Origin of the sequence: Streptomyces odontomachicola (genome assembly GCF_039605595.1) — a bacterium.
Classification (GTDB): Bacteria; Actinomycetota; Actinomycetes; order Streptomycetales; family Streptomycetaceae; genus Streptomyces.
In genome coordinates this window covers 39,167-54,362 of the sequence record NZ_JBCFOK010000008.1, presented here as the reverse complement: position 1 = coordinate 54,362, position 15,196 = coordinate 39,167, and the positions used below count along the sequence as shown (strand labels likewise).

Here is a 15,196-nt window from a genome sequence, read left to right as displayed (position 1 = left end):
ACAGGCAAAAAAATTGCCTCCCAGGCACCCGCATGGCTCAATCGAAAGCATGAGCTCCGAAACAGAGGCGGAGGGGGCGGACGCCCTCTCCGCCGTCGCTCCGCGACTGCGTGAGCTGCGGCGGGCCGCCGGTCTCACGCTGGAGGCCGCCGCGCAGCGGGCCTCGCTCTCGCCCGCGTACCTCTCACGGCTGGAGACCGGCGCCCGGCAGCCCTCGCTGCCGGTGCTGCTCGAACTCTCGCGATGCTACGGCACCACCGTCTCGGACCTCCTGGGGGAGGAGCCGCCGGGCGGCCAGCCGGTGCTGCGCGCCGGGGAGAGCCCGGCGTCCCACGCGGGCGGCTGGACCTACCGGCCGGCCGGCGGCCAGGGCCGCGCGATGCAGGCCCTGCGCGTGCACATCCCGCCGGTGGCCCAGGGCGACCTGGTACGCGTGCACCCGGGCGAGGAGTGGCTGTACGTGCTCTCCGGCTCCCTGCGCCTCGACCTCGGCGACGCGCGCTACACCCTCGAGACCGGCGACTCCGCGCACTTCGACTCCCTCACCCCGCACCGGCTGCGCTCCGCCGCGCGCGAGGGCACGGAACTCCTCTTCGTCCACACCCTGCTGCGCAGCACGGCAGCCGATCTGTGCATCGGCGCGGGCGGCCGCACCCACTGAAAGGCGGCAGCCATGCCGGAATCCTCAGCCCGCGGCGGCAACCCCGACGAGGAGAGCCGCTTCCCCCGCGCCCTCGCCGTGCGGCTGTTCATCTACCTCGTGGCGGGCCACTTCGTCGCGTTCTTCTTCTGGCTGCTCTTCGAGCTGGGCGCCAGCCGCCAGTGATCTCGACGGCCGTGCTGGCCCTCAGCCCTCCAGCAGGCGGTCGCGCAGCCGCTCGCGGGTGTCCTCGGCGAGGCTCAGGCCCTCCCGCAGGTACGTCTCGACGCCGCCCCACTTCTCGTCGATCGCGGTGAAGGCCGCGGCCAGGTAGTCGGGGCGCGCGTCGAACAGCGGCGAGAGCAGCTCCATGACCTCGGGGGACATCCCCGCGCTGGAGGAGGAGCTGCGGTAGACCTTGTAGCGCCGGTGCGGGGAGTTGGATTCCAGGTAATCGGCCTCGATGGCATCGCGCTCGACGCCCACCGCCAGCAGCGTCACCGCGATCGACAGACCCGCGCGGTCCTTGCCGGCGGCGCAGTGCATCAGCGCCGGCAGGCTGTCCTCGGCGAGCGCGTGCAGCAGCCTGCTGTGCTCGGCGGTGCGCTCGGTGACGATCTCGCGGTACGAGCCGATCATGCGGTTCGCCGCCTGCCCGTCGGCGAGCGCCGTGCGGAGCTGGTCCAGCTCACCGTCCCGCACCATGCGCCAGAAGTCGGCGCCCTCGGCGGGGTCGGTGAGCGGGAGGTTCACGTTCCGCACGCCGGGCAGCTCCACGTCCGGGCCCTCCAGGGCCTGGTCGGCGGAGTTGCGGAAGTCGAAGACGGTGTGCAGGCCGAGCCCGCCGAGGAAGACCGCGTCCTCCTCGCTGGCGTGTGCCAGGTGGCCGCTGCGGAACAGCACGCCGTGCCGCAGCCGGCGCCCGTCGGCGGTGGGCAGCCCACCCACGTCACGGAAGTTGCGGACGCCGGTGAGTGTCGGTTCGGCGGACTGCTGCTGGGTCACGGGCGCTCCTCGTCCGGGTCCGGGTCTACGCTGCCGACCTTACGACATGGATGCCGCGGGCAATCAGTGCCCCGCACCAGGCACATTCCCGGTCTCCGCGCGCCCTACCCGCGCCCCGCGCCCCCGCCGCGGGAGGCCGGCCCACGGCCGCTCGGCCCACGGAGCCCTGCAGCCGCTCCGCCTACAGGAGGTCGGCCCGCTCCAGCCCCAGCTCCCGCGCCAGCGCCTCGTCCACCCAGCTCTCCATGCGGCGCCGCCCCAGCGCGCGCGGATACGCGGTCATCTGCACCGCGAGCCCGTCCAGCAGCGCGGTCAGGCGCCAGGCCGCGCCCCGCGGGTCCTCGCACCGGAACTCGCCGGCCGCCGCGCCCTCCTCGATCACCCCGGCCAGCGCCGACTTCCACTGCTTGTCCAACTGCTCGCTCACCGCGCGCAGTTCCGGCTCGCGCAGCGAGGCGGCCCAGCCCTCGATCCACAGCTTCCAGCCCTTGGCCTGGCCGGTCGGCGCATACCAGCGCACCGCGGCGCGCAGCCGCTTCACCGCGCTCCCGCGCTTCTCCAACAGCGCGCGCAGGGCGGTCAGATCGCTCTCCGCCGCGTGCGAGAAGGCCGCGGAGACGAGCTGCTCCTTGGTCTCGAAGTGATAGAGCACCAGCGCATTGCTGATGCCCAGGTCCTTGGCGACATCGGAGATGCGCAGCGCCGCGACGCCGCGCTCCTCGATCTGCCGCACCGCGGCGCGCAGCAGCTCCCCGCGCCGTTCCGCCACGCTCAACCGCACCCTTGCCACCCGAGCAACCCTACACATCACCGCCCGGCGCGCTCCCGCACCTCGCCGCTATTGAATAGCAGATCAGTAACAACTGTTTGGCCGGTCAGCAACTGGGCAGCAGCCGTCCGACGGTCAGGAAGATCCCCAACGTGAGGAGCGGGTTTGTGACGGCAGTGGAGCCGATACGGGAGCCGGCAGCGACGCCGGGCGAGGGAGTACGCGGCGACCGGGCACGCGGTGACGGCGTACGCGGCGACCCCGCCAGAGCAGGCGGGTCAGCGCCCGACCTCGGCGCAGGCTGGGGCGAGCAGCGCGGCAGCCTCCGCAAGGACCTGCGGCGCAGGGACGTGTTCTTCTTCCTGCTCTGCACGCTGGTCGGCATCGACACGGTGGGCTCGGTCGCCGCCGAGGGTCCGCAGGGGCTCACCTGGATGGTGATCCTCGCGCTGGCCTTCTTCCTCCCGTACGGGCTGCTGGTCTCCGAACTCGGCTCGGCCTTCCCGGTGCAGGGCGGCCCGTACGTGTGGACGCGGCTGGCCTTCGGGCGGCTGGCGGCCGGGCTCAACCAGGTCCTCTACTGGATCACCAACCCGGTCTGGATGGGCGGCAGTCTGTGCATCGTCGCGCTCACCACCTGGGAGCAGTTCTTCACGCCGCTGCCCGGCGTGTGGAAGTACGCCGCAGGACTGGGCTTCATCTGGCTGGGCGCGCTGTGCGTGGTGCAGTCCGTACGGGTCGGCAAGTGGGTGCCCATCGCGGGCGCGGTCGCGCGGATCGTGCTGCTCGGCTTCTTCCTGGTGTCGGTGGTGGTGTACGCGGTGCGCAACGGCGTGCACGCGCTGCCCGCGGGGGAGTTCGTGCCCACGTACACCGGGTTCGTGGCGCTGGTGCCGGTGCTGATCTTCAACTTCGTCGGCTTCGAGCTGCCCAGCACGGCGGCCGAGGAGGTCGGCAATCCGAAGCGGGACATCCCGCTGGCCATCCTGCGCGCCGGCTTCGCCTCCTTCCTGCTCTACGGCGGGCCGATCCTGGGGATCCTGTTCGTGCTGCCCACCGAGGCGATCGGGAGCCTCGGCGGCTTCATCGACGCGTGCAAGGCGGCGTTCACGGTGTATGGCGGGCACATCGCGGCCGACGGCACGGTGACGCTGAGCGGGGCGGGCGCCGTGTGCGGGGGCATCGCCGCGGCCGGGCTGATCGTCGCGCTGCTGACCAGCGGCGTGACCTGGGCGATGGGCGCGCACCGCGCGCAGGCGGTGGCCTGTGCGGACGGCGCGGGGCCCGCGTGGCTGGGCAAGATCTCGGAGCGCCACGGCACCCCTGTGCGGGTCAACCTGCTCTCGGCGGTGCTGGCTTCGGTGCTGTTCGTCGTCACGCTCAACCTCACGGGCGGCAACGCGGAGAAGTACTTCGCCGCGGGCATCTCGCTGACGATCTGCACCACCTTCATCTCCTACGTGCTGACCTTCCCCTCTCTGCTGGTGCTGCGGCGCAAGTATCCGGACGCGCCCCGGCCCTACGCGGTGCCGGGCGGGCGGCTCGGCGCGTGGCTGGTGACGCTGCTGTCGACGGGTTTCGTGCTGTTCACGGTGATCGTGCTGGTGTGGCCCGGCTTCGGTGTGGGCTGGTTCGGCACGGCGGGCGACCCGGCCGACTCCCTCCCCGCCGGCTTCGAGGGCCGGCGACTCCAGTACACCCTGAGCCAGGTCCTGCCGCTAGCCCTGTTCCTGGTGGTGGGACTACTCCTCTACGGGCTCGGCGCGAAGGGCCGGCGCCGGACGGAGAACCGCTCCCGAGCCTGACGCCACGACACACGCGAAAGCCCCCCGCCGCACGGCGGGGGGCCTCGTGTTGCGGGGCGGGGGGGCTACGCGCCGAAGCGTTCCGTCAGTTCGTGCAGGCGGGTCTCGGCGACCCTGCGGGACGCCTCGCGCGGCGTCACCCCGTCCGACTCCGCGCGGCCCATCGTCGCCGAGAGCAGACGGCGCATCGCCGCGCGGGCGTACGCGAACGCGTCCTCCGGCACCGGTGCCACATCGCCGAACAGCGTCCACCACCACCACGCGTTGGTCCCGGAGTTGACCACCACGTCCGGCAGCACGGTGATCCCGCGCTCGGCAAGCAGGGCCTCGGCCTCGGGGAGCACCGGCATGTTCGCGGCCTCCACGATCCAGCGCGCCCGCACGGCCCCCTGGTTGTCCGCGTCGATCGCGTACGACACCGCGGCCGGGACCAGCACCTCCGCGTCGGCCGACAGCCAGGCGTCGCCCGGCAGTTCGGCGTCCGAGGCGCGCAGCGCCGCGCGGTCCACCGCGCCGTGCCCGTCGCGCGCGGCGAGCAGCGCCTCCACGTCGAGGCCCTCGGGGTTGGCGATCGTGCCCTTCACATCGGCCACCGCGACGACCCGCAGCCCGGCCCGCGCGAGGAAGCGCGCGGTCGCGCCGCCCATCGTGCCCAGGCCCTGCAACGCGACCCGCGCGCCGGCCCGTTCGACCCCGGCGCGGTCGAGCGCGGTCAGCGCCGCCTCGGCCACCCCGCAGCCGCCGACCAGCGCGTCCAGTCCGATGCCGTCCACCTCGGCGGCGAAGGCTTCGTCCAGCCTGCGGCGCGCGGCCCGCTCGTCGTCCAGCAGCGGATACACGGCCTGGATCGGCGAGTCGAGGCCCGCCTCGGCCGCGGCCTTGTCGACCAGCTCCTGCGTCAGGCCCAGGTCCTCGCCGAGCGCCCAGAACTCCCGTATGCAGGGACGCATCGCGCGCAGGTAGCGCACCAGCACCCCGTACGCCTCGGGCGCGTGCGGGTCGCAGTCGATGCCGCCCTTCGCGCCGCCCAGCGGTATGTAGCGCGCGTCGGGGTCGTAGTGCAGGGCCTCCTTGAGCGTCATCCCGCGGGCCAGGCCCGCCACCTCGCCGCGCGTGCAGCCCTCCCGCATCCGCAGCCCGCCGCTGGCGACGCCGCGCACGAGGCGGTCGATGACCAGGTGGCCCTGCCGTCCCGTGACCGGGTCCGTCCAGGTGGCTTCGATCAGCGGCGATCCGGCGGTCATGCGGGGTCCTCCTCGGGGACGACGATGATGGTGGGTCCTGGGCTGCCCAGCGCCGTGCGCAGGGCGTGGGCGAACTCGGCGGTCCCGGAGACGCGCGTACCGCCGCCCCCGTACGCGCGGGCGAGCGCCGGGAGGTCGACGGGCGGGAGATCGACGGCGGTCGGTACGTCGCCCCTGGCGCGCATCCCGTCGCGGATCTCCCCGTAGCCGCCGTTGTCGAACACCACGACGGGAAGCGGCAGCCGGAGCGCCGCGGCCGCGGCCAGCTCCTGCACGCTGAACTGCAGCCCCCCGTCGCCGCTCAGCGCCACGACCTGACGCGCGGGCTCAGCCGCCTTGGCGCCCACGGCGGCAGGCAGCGCGTAGCCGAGCGTGCCGAAGCCGGTGGGGTGGAGCAGCCGCCCCTCGGGGCCGAGGGGGAGGTGGGGGAGCGCGCCGTAGTAGCAGCACTGGGCGCTGTCCGAGGTGAGGACGGCGTCTTCGGCGAGCTCGGCGCGCAGAACGCGCAGGTAGGGCAGCCAGCGGGCGTCCCGCTCCGCGGTCTCCGCGTCCCGCTCGGCCCGCAGCCCGGCGACGCCCTTGTGTGCTTCCCCGACTCCCGTACGAGGCCCGGTGACCGCCTCCCGCAGCGCCGGAACGGTCAGCCGGGCGTCCCCGACCAGGGGGATGTCGGCCGGCGCGCCCGCGTACATCTGGGCCGGGTCGCTGTCGGCGCGGATCAGCGTGCCGTCGAGTGCGAGGCGGTCCACCCAGGTGTCGGCCTCGGCGAGTTCGGTGCCGACGGCGAGCACGGCGTCCCGCTCTGCCAGCCACGCGCGCACGGCGGGGCTGTGCAGCGAGACGCCGAGGGAGAGGGGGTGGGTCTCGGCGAGGACGCCCTTGCCGTTCGCGGTCGTGACAACCGGCGCGTCCAACCGCTCGGCCAGCGCGCGCACTTCGGCCGCCGCGCCGCGCGCGCCCCCGCCCAGCACCAGCGCGGGGCGGCCGGCCGCCGCCAGCGTCCGCGCGGCCCGTGCGAGCGCGTCTGCCCCGGGGCGTACGGGGGCCTGCGGCGGGGCGGTGACCTGCGGGCCCGCGGGCTCCGCCGCCTCCAGCAGGTCGAGCGGGACCTCCAGGTGCGCGGGCCGCGGCCGCGCGCCGCCGAACAGCGTGAAGGCCCGCGCCACGGCCGCCCCCACCTCGGCCACCGAGGAGACCCGGTGGCTGAACGCGGCGACCCCGCGCAGCGCCTCGGTCTGGCTGCGCATCTCGTGCAGCAGCCCGGTCGGCAGCACCGGGTGGCGCAGCGGCATGCCGGGCGAGACCACCAGCAGCGGGACGCCGTCCGAGTACGCCTGGCCCACGGCCGCCGCGATGTTGAGCAGCGCGGGCCCTGTGGTCGTGACGGCCACCCCGGCGCGGCCGGTCAGCCGCGCGTAGGCGTCGGCCGCATAGCCCGCGCCCTGTTCGTGGCGCGGGGTGAGGTGGCCGATGCCGTGCGCGGGGAGATGGCGGTAGATCTCCAGGTTGTGCGTGCCCGGTATGCCGAACACCTGCCGTACGCCGTGCGCCGCGAGCGCCCGCACCACGGCGGCGCCGCCGGTCACCGCCCCGGCCGCCTCTGTGCCCTCGCCCGCCACCGCGCCTCCCGCTCTTCCGATCTCGCCTGCGTCCGCGCCTGCCGTCGCCGCGAACTGAATGGAGGGTCAGTATCGCGAGGCGTTTCCAGTGGTGTCAATGTGCCGGGTGAGCAGGGGGTTGCTGAGTGGTCATTCAGGTGTGAGTGTCGGACGAGGTGCCGTACGAGGTGCCGTACGAGGTGCCGTACGAGGTGCCGTACGAGGTGTCGTGCGCGGTGTCGTGCGAGGGGCTTCGGCGGCGTACGGGGTGCGGCTCTCGTCCGTGGTGCGCGGGAGCAGGGGCGTGCGGGCATATGGCGCGCGCCGCATCGTGCAGCCGTACACACATCACCTCCTGTCCGGCCGCATATGCCACGCGGGGCGCCGCAGGGGGAGCGCGGGGCGGCCGGAGGCGGGGGCGCGAAGTGCGGTGCCTCCAGCGCCCGGTGTCGCCCTTTCCGGCCAACTGGTCTGACGCACCGGCGTGTTGGGGAGACCTCCGGAGGGCGCCTGTGCTGCGGTGCGGCCGGGGTCGTACGCGGCCCCGCCAGGCGGTTCCGTGCCACGGGGCGGGTACCGGGGTCTCCGCCGGGGTGTGCGGCGCGCGCCCCGGTGTGGCCGTAACGGCACCCTTGCGGCGCGCAACTGCCGTGAGACGCAAGGGAGTTGTGTGACGTCGCCCGGGGTGAACACGCGGACGGCAGATTCACTCGTTGGGAGCTGGCGAAGGGTGGCGAATATGTCATCAGCGTCTGCTCGCGGCCATACCGGCGACTAGCGTGGCCTCGCGCTGAGCCCAACGGTGTGCCGTGAGTGAGCCCAGCAGGCACGGCTGCCACGACCTCAACCCGCCCCAGACGACCGAGGATTCCGATGCCTGAACCCCCGAGCCATGCGGTGCAGACAGGAAGGGGACCATCCGCTCCCGCTTCCCCCTCCGGGCCGCGCGCCGGAGACTCCCCCTCGCCGCCCGCCGTCCCCTCGGTCAACGGCAGCCGGGGCCGGCACGGCAGGGCGCCGACCCCGGAGAGCCCCAGCGACACGGCCGTCAGGCACCGCCTCGTACGGCTCTCGGTGCTGCCGGCCGGGATCGTCGCCGTCATAGCCGCGGGGGTGGTCGCCTATGTGATGGCCTCCGAGGGAGCGCTCGACGCCTCGGGCGCGCCCTCCGCCAATGGCGACGGCGCCGTGCTGTGGAGCGTGCTCGCCGGCGCCCTCCTGCTGATGTGCGCCACCGTGGTCACCGCCTCGATGTTCGCCACCTCCGAGGCGCGCGGCACGGTCGAGCGCTACGCCTCGCTGCGGCGCGCCGTGGACCGCGGCCAGACCGACATCCGCGGCCTCGTACGGATGCTGGAGCAGGGCGAGCGGCCGCGCGCACGGCAGCACCCCCCGCTGCCCGAACCCTCGGCCGACGCCGACGCGCTGGAGCTGCTCGCCCATGAGCTGACCCTCTCCCAGCGCGCCGCCGAGGCGGCCGTGACCGAGACCGCGGCGCTGATGCGCAGCACCTCGTCCGGCAGCGACGAGAAGGTCGAGGTCTTCGTGAACCTCGCGCGCAGGCTCCAGTCCCTCGTCCACCGCGAGATCGAGCTGCTCGACGAGCTGGAGAACGAGGTCGAGGACCCCGACCTGCTCAAGGGCCTCTTCCACGTGGACCACCTGGCCACCCGCATCCGTCGGCACGCCGAGAACCTCGCGGTGCTCGGCGGCGCCGTCTCCCGCCGCCAGTGGAGCCGCCCGGTCACCATGACCGAGGTGCTGCGCTCGGCGATCGCGGAGGTCGAGCAGTACCCGCGGGTGAAGCTGGTCCCGCCGGTCGAGGGCACGCTGCGCGGGCACGCCGTCGCCGACGTCATCCACCTGCTGGCCGAACTCGTGGAGAACGCCACGGTGTTCTCCGCCCCGCAGACCCAGGTGCTGATGCGCGCCCAGTACGTGACGGCCGGGCTGGCCATCGAGGTCGAGGACCGCGGCCTGGGCATGACGGCCGTCGAGCAGAACCGCATGAACGCGGTGCTCTCCGACCCCGAGCGCATCGACGTGGGCGAGCTGCTCCAGGACGGCAGGATCGGCCTGTTCGTGGTCTCCGCGCTGGCCCGCAGGCACGGCGTCGTGGTGCAGCTCCAGAGCAACATCTACGGCGGCATCCAGGCCGTGCTCGTCCTGCCCAGCGGCCTGCTCGGCGACGAGCCCGAGGACGGCGAGGGCGCCAGGCGCCCGCACCCGCAGCAGTCGGCGCACCCGCAGGAGACGGGCCGCGTGCCGGAGGCGGCGGTGCAGGAGGCCGTGGCCGGCGGCGGACACCTCGCCCGCGCGCACCCGGAGCAGAACGGCGGTGGCGCGGGCGGCGGTTCGGCCGGCAGCGGTCCGGCGGGCGGCGGACAGCGCCCGGCCCCCGCGCCCGCGCCGCCGGGCCACGGCGCGGCTCCCGGCCAGGGGCCGGTGCCGGCCCCCGTACCCGCTCAGGCGCAGTCGTCCATATCCGCACACCGGTCCGCCGTGCCGCAGCAGGCGCCCCAGCAGGCGCAGCCGGTGCAGCACGGGAACGGGCAGGAGGGGACCCGTACCTTCGTGCGCGCGGACAGCGAGCCCCCCGCGGTCGACGGGCCCGAGGGCCACGAGGCCGACCCCGGCCACCTCCCGGGACCCGGTGACGGCGTGCCCAACAGCGAGCGGCCGCGGCTGCCCAAGCGCCGCCGCCAGGAGCACCTGGTGCCGGAGCTGCGGGACCCGCCCCGCCGCGACTGGAGCGGCGCCGGCCGGGACGACGAGGAAGCCGGGCACGACCCCGGTCTGATGGCGGCGTTCCGGCGGGGTACCAGCCTCGCCGAGGAAGCCGAAGGCAACGAGGGCCGAGGGGCCGGCCCGCAGTCCGGCGCCCGGCAGGACCAGTAGTGCGGCCCCCAGAGCGGCCCCGCCGCGGTGCGGCCACGTCCCCCCAAGGAGAAGAACGCGATCATGATGAGCGAAGCGCCCATCGGCCAGCCGACAGACCTCTCCTGGCTGCTGTCCGGACTCGTGCAGCGCGTGCCGCACACGCACAGCGCCATCCTGCTGTCCTCGGACGGACTGGTGAAGTCGGCGCACGGCCTGGAGCCCGACACGGCCGACCACATGGCGGCCCTCTCCTCCGGCCTCTACTCGCTGGCCCGCAGCGCGGGCGTGCGGCTCGGGGAGGGCGGTGAGGTGCGGCAGGTCGTGGTGGAGCTGGACAGCTCGCTGCTCTTCGTCTCCACCGCGGGGCAGGGCGCCTGCCTGGCCGTCACGGCGGGCCGGGACGCGGACGCCGCCGTGCTCGGGTACGAGATGGCGATGCTGGTGAAGAGCGTGCGGCCGTATCTCGCCACGCCGGCCAGGCAGCCGGCAGGGCACTGAGGCCATGCGGACCGACCCCGCGGAGGGGCCCGTCGAGGGACCGTGGCTGGACGACCAGGCGGGAAGGCTGGTCCGCCCGTACACGGTGAGCAACGGACGCACCCAGCCCTCGGCGCACTTCGATCTGCTGACGCTGGTGATGGCCACCGGCAGTCGGCCGCAGGGCTATCTCGGCCCCGACCACAACCAGGTGCTGGGCCTGTGCGGCGGCCCCCCGGTCTCGGTGGCGGAGCTCGCCGCACAGATACGCCAGCCCGCCGTGGTGACCAAGGTGCTGCTGTCCGACCTGGTGGACTGCGGCGCCGTGACGGCACGGGCACCGGCGCGCGCGCCGCTGGGGCCGAATCCGAACGACCGAGACCTGCTGGAGGCGGTGCTGGATGGGCTCCGTAAACGACTCTGAGACGCTGCCGCACGGGGGTGCGGAGCCCGGCGGCGTGCACGCTCAGGCGCACGGCGCGGATCCCGATCCCTTTCCGACCGCACTGAAGATCCTCATCGCGGGCGGCTTCGGGGTGGGCAAGACGACGCTGGTCGGCGCGGTGAGCGAGATCGAACCGCTCAGCACCGAGGAGCTGCTGACCCAGGTGAGCGTCGGCACCGACAGCCTGGAGGGCGTGGAGGACAAGTCCACCACCACCGTCGCCATGGACTTCGGGCGGATCAGCCTCAGCCCCGACCACGTGCTCTACCTCTTCGGCACGCCGGGCCAGGAGCGCTTCTGGTTCATGTGGGACGAGCTGTGCTCGGGCGCGCTGGGCGCCGTGGTGCTCGCCGACACCCGGCGCCTGGAACACTGCTTCGCCGCCGTCGACTTCTTCGAGCGGCGCGGCATCGGATTCATCGTGGCGGTCAACGAGTTCGACGGCTCGTTCCGGTACGACCCGGACGAGGTGCGGGCCGCCATAGACCTCAAACCCGAGGTGCCGGTGGTGTGCTGCGACGCCCGGCACGCGAGCTCCGGCACCCAGGTCCTGGTTTCCCTGGTACAGCATCTGATCGACTCAAGGAGTGCTCATGGCCCCGATGTCCTTTGACCCCACCAGCCACCTGCTTCTGACCCCCGAGGACGCGGAGGCGCCCAACAGGGTCGTGCGCCTGCGGGAGCTGGGGATCGGGGACGCTCCGGTCGCCGAGTTCGACGAGTTCGCGCGGGAGCTGGCGCGGATCACCGGAGCGCCGTACGCGATGGTCAACTTCATCGACGAGCACCGCCAGTACTTCGCCGGGCTCTACACGCCCGGCAGCGACCAGGCCGTCGAGCTGGACCCCACGGCCCCGGCGCCCGCGCAGCCCGGGCGGGTGATGGCGCGGGACCACGGCTACTGCCCGCACGTGATCGTGCGGCGCAAGGCGCTGGTGCTGGAGGACGTGTGCGACTATCCGCGGTTCGCCGGGAACCCCGTGGTGGACGAGATCGGCATCCGCTCGTATCTGGGCGCGCCGCTCATAGACCACACGGGCATGGCGCTGGGCACGGTGTGCGTGGTGGACCAGGAGGCGCGGCCGTGGGGCCGGCAGGGCCTGGAGACGATCAAGTCGATGGCCGCCGACATGGTGGAGCGCATCCACCGCCGGGAGCGCGACGGAGCCTGAGGTGCCGGGCGCCGCGGTGTGGGGTCCCGCGGCGCGCGGTGCCGGTGTGCTCAGGACGGCAGGATTGCTCAGGACGGCAGGATTGCTCAGGACAGCAGAGCTGCTCAGGACAGCAGGGCGGGGCTGGGCTCCTCGGTCCGCACCAGCGCGGAGAGCCGGTGCGACCAGGAGCCCTTCGCCTTGCCGAGGGCCACCTCGCCCAGCCGGAGCCGCTGGATGTCGGAGGTGCCGGCGGGGGCGAAGATGTGGTGCGCGTCGCGGAGATAGCGCTCCACGGGGCGGTCGGTGAACAGGCCGCAGCCGGCGTGCAGTTCCATCGCCTCGCGCGCCGAGTCGAGGGTGTACTCCACGTTCACCAGCTTGGCGTTCATCAGCTCGGCGTCGCAGGGCTGGCCCTCGTCCAGCAGCCGCGCCGCGTGGTAGAGCGCGAGCCGCGCGGTCATCAGGCGGGACTGCATCTGACCCAGCTTCAGCTTCACCGCGCCGAGGTCGGCCAACGGGGCGCCGTAGCGCTGCCGTTCGGCGCAGAAGGCGGTGGTCTCCTCCAGAATCGCGCGGTGGATGCCGAGCGAGACGGCGGCCAGGTTGGCCCGTCCGTACAGGACGCTGGAGGAGTACGCGACGGACAGCCCGTCGCCCTCGGAGCCGAGCAGATTCGCCGCGGGAACGCGGCAGTCGTCGAAGACGAGCTCGCCGAAGCTGAATCCGTGCAGGCCCATGGAGGGGCGCTGCTCCGTCAGATGACAGCCGGGGCGGCCGGATTCCACCAGGAAAGCGGAGAGCCCCTTGGAGCCGGGGCCCGTGCGGACGACCACGCCGTGCAGATCGCCGACATGGCTGTTGCCCACGTACACCTTGCTGCCGTTGAGGATGTAGCTGTCGCCGTCGCGCACGGCGGAACTCGTCATGCCGAGCACGTGCCCGCCGGAGCCGGGCTCTGTCACCGCTATGGTCGGGAGGCAGTCGCCGGAGGCAATTGCGGGCAGCCAGCCCTTCTTCTGTTCCTCGTTGCCGTAGTGAAGAATCTTGGCGACGCCGAGCTGCGACGCCTGCACCATGGCACCCATCGCGCCGCTCACCCTCGAGAGCTCCTCGATGATGACGGTCTTGGCCAGGTGGCCCGCGCCCATGCCCCCGTAGGCGCGGGGCACGGTGGCCCCGATCCAGCCCTGCCTGGCGATCATCCTGGAGAGCCCCAGGGACACGGAACGGGCCGCCTCCATCTCCGCTATCCGCGGCCTGACCTCGCGCTCCGCGAAATCTCTCACGGCCGCGCGCAGCCTCTCGTGGCGGTGGTCCGTGAAGTACCGATCCATTGACGAGCCCTCCTCCGCGGTTGCTTCCCGCTTGGCCGCCCGGCGCGGGCGAGCCTCGGTAGCGGTCCCGTCCCTGCTGTGGCCGAGGGCAACGAGGGGTTCAGCCTCGCCGATAGTTCAAGATCGATCCGGGGCTTTCGGCGATTCGCTCTCGCTTGCAATCTTCGGTGGCCCGTGCAGAGCGGGGGATGGAGATGTTCTTGCGTTGACCCTGTGAGGTACCCCAGCAGCATTACCCAGTGGCATAGCCGAACTACCGCGCGGAGGTGTGGAGTTCGTGCGGATGCTTCCGCTTCGCTGTGAGCCCTGTGGTGGGGGTATCTGTGCGGAGCCGTTGAATGCTCCTGGCGCTCCTGTTGCGTTCCGCGGAGTACGGAGCGCATCCCGGGCGTCACACCGCTTTCCGGAGCCGCACGGCCCGGTTTTCCCAGGGTGCTCCGGAATGCGCGGCCGTGGGGGCGCCTTTTCGGATCCGGTCAAAGGGGGTAGTGAAATGTTCTGCCGCGCAACCGTCCGAACAACGGCGATCCGGCGCACGCAGCGCACGGTCGTTCATCGGCACCCCGTCCGCACGCCCGGGACAGGCGCGGTAGTGGCCGTACTCCCTTGCGCGGAAGGGGAGTTGGGGCGTACGGGGGTCCCGGTACCCCGGCAGGCGGCCCCGTGACCCTCAGCGCCGCGGCCAGCCGCGGGGCCGCCGTACCGTATGCGGGGCTCCGGCGGGACCGGCACGGTCCGTCCGGCCGCGCGTCCGGCCCGCGCCTCCGGCGCCCCGCCCCGTCGGCCGGCTCCCCGGCCTCGCCCGGCGTGCACCTGCTTCCCGCGAGCGGTGGCTGCCGTTACGGTTGCCCGCGGCGGGCCAGTCGTCCGCCGCGACCGGCTGACCAGCGGAGAGAGGCGGGCGAAGTGGCCGAGGACACGGGCGCGCGGCAGGACTTCAGTACGGCGGGCGACGGCACCCCGGTGGCCACCTACGCGTGGTTGCCCTCGGGAACTCCCCGCGCGCTGGTGCAGATCGCGCACGGGGCCGCCGAACACGCCCAGCGCTACGACGCCTTCGCGCGCTTCCTCACCGGGCACGGCTTCGCCGTCGTCGCCTCCGACCACCGCGGCCACGGCGGCACGGCCCGGCACACCGGCGGCTACGGCGTGGTGGGGGAGAGCGGCTGGCGCGCCACCGTGGACGACCTCAAGGCCGTGGGCGACCGGCTGCGCGCCGAACTGCCCGCCGGTACGCCGCTGGTGCTGCTCGGACACAGCATGGGCTCGCAGCTCGCCCGCGACTTCGCCCAGGAGTACGGGGACGAGCTGGCCGCGCTGGTGCTCTCCGGCACCTTCCGTACGCTGCCCGGAAGCGAGGCGGAGACCGATCTGCGGCGCCTCGAGGGCGAGATCGAGCGCGGCGGCCGGGACGCCGTCTCGGGCTTCGTGCCCGACCTCTTCTCCTCCTTCAACGACCCCTACCCGCACCGCACCGGCTTCGAATGGCTGTCCAGGGACGAGGACGAGGTCGATGCGTACGTGCGGGACGAGGCGTGCGGCTTCCCGTTCAGTGCCGGGCTCTCGCTGGACTGGGTGACGGGCAACCGCAAGATCAACGACCCGGCGCAGCTCGCCCGGATCCCGCGCGATCTGCCCGTACACATCGCCGTCGGCGACCAGGACCCGTGCAACCAGGGCATGACGCTGGTGTACGAGCTCCTGGAGGACCTGCGGTACGTGGGCGTGCGCGAGCTGTCCTGGCGGGCGTACGCCGGAGCGCGGCACGAGATCCTCAACGAGACCAACAGGGACGAGGTGCGGACCGACCTCCTGGGGTGGATCAGCGCGCAGGTGTGAGGGCCG

Annotated in this window: 15 protein-coding genes; 9 read left to right on the top strand and 6 right to left on the bottom strand. The window is 73.3% G+C overall.

From position 1 onward, the window contains the following. The first annotated feature begins 49 nt into the window (after window positions 1–49). Both ABEE00_RS16530 and ABEE00_RS16525 read left to right on the top strand, forming a co-directional pair. Complete coding sequence (locus tag ABEE00_RS16530; RefSeq protein WP_345746260.1) at window positions 50–661, top strand: helix-turn-helix domain-containing protein; 612 nt, start codon at window positions 50–52, stop codon at window positions 659–661. A 12-nt stretch (window positions 662–673) separates the two neighbouring features. After that, window positions 674–826 (top strand): DUF6126 family protein, encoded by a 153-nt coding sequence (locus ABEE00_RS16525; RefSeq protein ID WP_345746259.1) that lies wholly within the window; start codon window positions 674–676, stop codon window positions 824–826. A gap of 21 nt (window positions 827–847) precedes the next feature. On the opposite strand, the gene ABEE00_RS16520 is transcribed toward ABEE00_RS16525, so the two are convergent. Both ABEE00_RS16520 and ABEE00_RS16515 read right to left on the bottom strand, forming a co-directional pair. Next, on the bottom strand, window positions 848–1,645 hold the full coding sequence (locus ABEE00_RS16520; RefSeq protein WP_345746258.1) for a tyrosine-protein phosphatase: 798 nt from the start codon (window positions 1,643–1,645) through the stop codon (window positions 848–850). A gap of 181 nt (window positions 1,646–1,826) precedes the next feature. Next, window positions 1,827–2,435, bottom strand: coding sequence for a TetR/AcrR family transcriptional regulator (locus ABEE00_RS16515; protein ID WP_345746257.1), 609 nt, complete (start codon window positions 2,433–2,435; stop codon window positions 1,827–1,829). 146 nt (window positions 2,436–2,581) lie between these two features. Here ABEE00_RS16515 and ABEE00_RS16510 point away from each other — a divergent pair, with 146 nt between their 5' ends. Beyond that, window positions 2,582–4,219 (top strand): APC family permease, encoded by a 1,638-nt coding sequence (locus tag ABEE00_RS16510; protein ID WP_345746256.1) that lies wholly within the window; start codon window positions 2,582–2,584, stop codon window positions 4,217–4,219. A 65-nt stretch (window positions 4,220–4,284) separates the two neighbouring features. Here the strand turns inward: ABEE00_RS16510 and ABEE00_RS16505 are convergent, their stop codons facing one another. The 3 genes from ABEE00_RS16505 to ABEE00_RS16495 form a co-directional block, all read right to left on the bottom strand. Beyond that, window positions 4,285–5,463 (bottom strand): Glu/Leu/Phe/Val dehydrogenase dimerization domain-containing protein, encoded by a 1,179-nt coding sequence (locus tag ABEE00_RS16505; RefSeq protein ID WP_345746255.1) that lies wholly within the window; start codon window positions 5,461–5,463, stop codon window positions 4,285–4,287. Continuing rightward, window positions 5,460–7,082: a thiamine pyrophosphate-dependent enzyme gene (locus tag ABEE00_RS16500; protein ID WP_345746254.1), complete on the bottom strand. Its 1,623-nt coding sequence runs from the start codon at window positions 7,080–7,082 to the stop codon at window positions 5,460–5,462. The genes ABEE00_RS16505 and ABEE00_RS16500 overlap by 4 nt, the downstream gene beginning before the upstream one ends. Before the next feature lie 133 nt (window positions 7,083–7,215). Continuing rightward, window positions 7,216–7,437, bottom strand: coding sequence for a hypothetical protein (locus tag ABEE00_RS16495; protein WP_345746253.1), 222 nt, complete (start codon window positions 7,435–7,437; stop codon window positions 7,216–7,218). A 497-nt stretch (window positions 7,438–7,934) separates the two neighbouring features. On the opposite strand from ABEE00_RS16495, the gene ABEE00_RS16490 reads away from it, so the two are divergent. The 5 genes from ABEE00_RS16490 (at window position 7,935) to ABEE00_RS16470 (ending at window position 12,035) form a co-directional block, all read left to right on the top strand. Continuing rightward, window positions 7,935–9,959 carry a sensor histidine kinase gene (locus ABEE00_RS16490; RefSeq protein ID WP_345746252.1) on the top strand — a complete coding sequence of 675 codons (2,025 nt, stop codon included), beginning with the start codon at window positions 7,935–7,937 and terminating at the stop codon, window positions 9,957–9,959. A 63-nt stretch (window positions 9,960–10,022) separates the two neighbouring features. Next, entirely contained in the window at window positions 10,023–10,439 is a 417-nt protein-coding gene (locus tag ABEE00_RS16485; RefSeq protein ID WP_345746251.1) for a roadblock/LC7 domain-containing protein, read from the top strand. 4 nt (window positions 10,440–10,443) lie between these two features. Next, window positions 10,444–10,842: a DUF742 domain-containing protein gene (locus tag ABEE00_RS16480; protein WP_345746250.1), complete on the top strand. Its 399-nt coding sequence runs from the start codon at window positions 10,444–10,446 to the stop codon at window positions 10,840–10,842. After that, window positions 10,820–11,476, top strand: coding sequence for a GTP-binding protein (locus tag ABEE00_RS16475; protein WP_451918599.1), 657 nt, complete (start codon window positions 10,820–10,822; stop codon window positions 11,474–11,476). Before ABEE00_RS16480 ends, ABEE00_RS16475 begins: the two co-directional genes overlap by 23 nt. Continuing rightward, window positions 11,466–12,035, top strand: coding sequence for a GAF domain-containing protein (locus ABEE00_RS16470; protein WP_345746487.1), 570 nt, complete (start codon window positions 11,466–11,468; stop codon window positions 12,033–12,035). Before ABEE00_RS16475 ends, ABEE00_RS16470 begins: the two co-directional genes overlap by 11 nt. Before the next feature lie 104 nt (window positions 12,036–12,139). Here the strand turns inward: ABEE00_RS16470 and ABEE00_RS16465 are convergent, their stop codons facing one another. Beyond that, complete coding sequence (locus tag ABEE00_RS16465) at window positions 12,140–13,351, bottom strand: acyl-CoA dehydrogenase family protein (RefSeq protein ID WP_345746248.1); 1,212 nt, start codon at window positions 13,349–13,351, stop codon at window positions 12,140–12,142. 906 nt (window positions 13,352–14,257) lie between these two features. Here ABEE00_RS16465 and ABEE00_RS16460 point away from each other — a divergent pair. Next, window positions 14,258–15,190, top strand: coding sequence for an alpha/beta hydrolase (locus tag ABEE00_RS16460; protein ID WP_345746247.1), 933 nt, complete (start codon window positions 14,258–14,260; stop codon window positions 15,188–15,190). The last annotated feature ends 6 nt before the right edge of the window (window positions 15,191–15,196 follow it).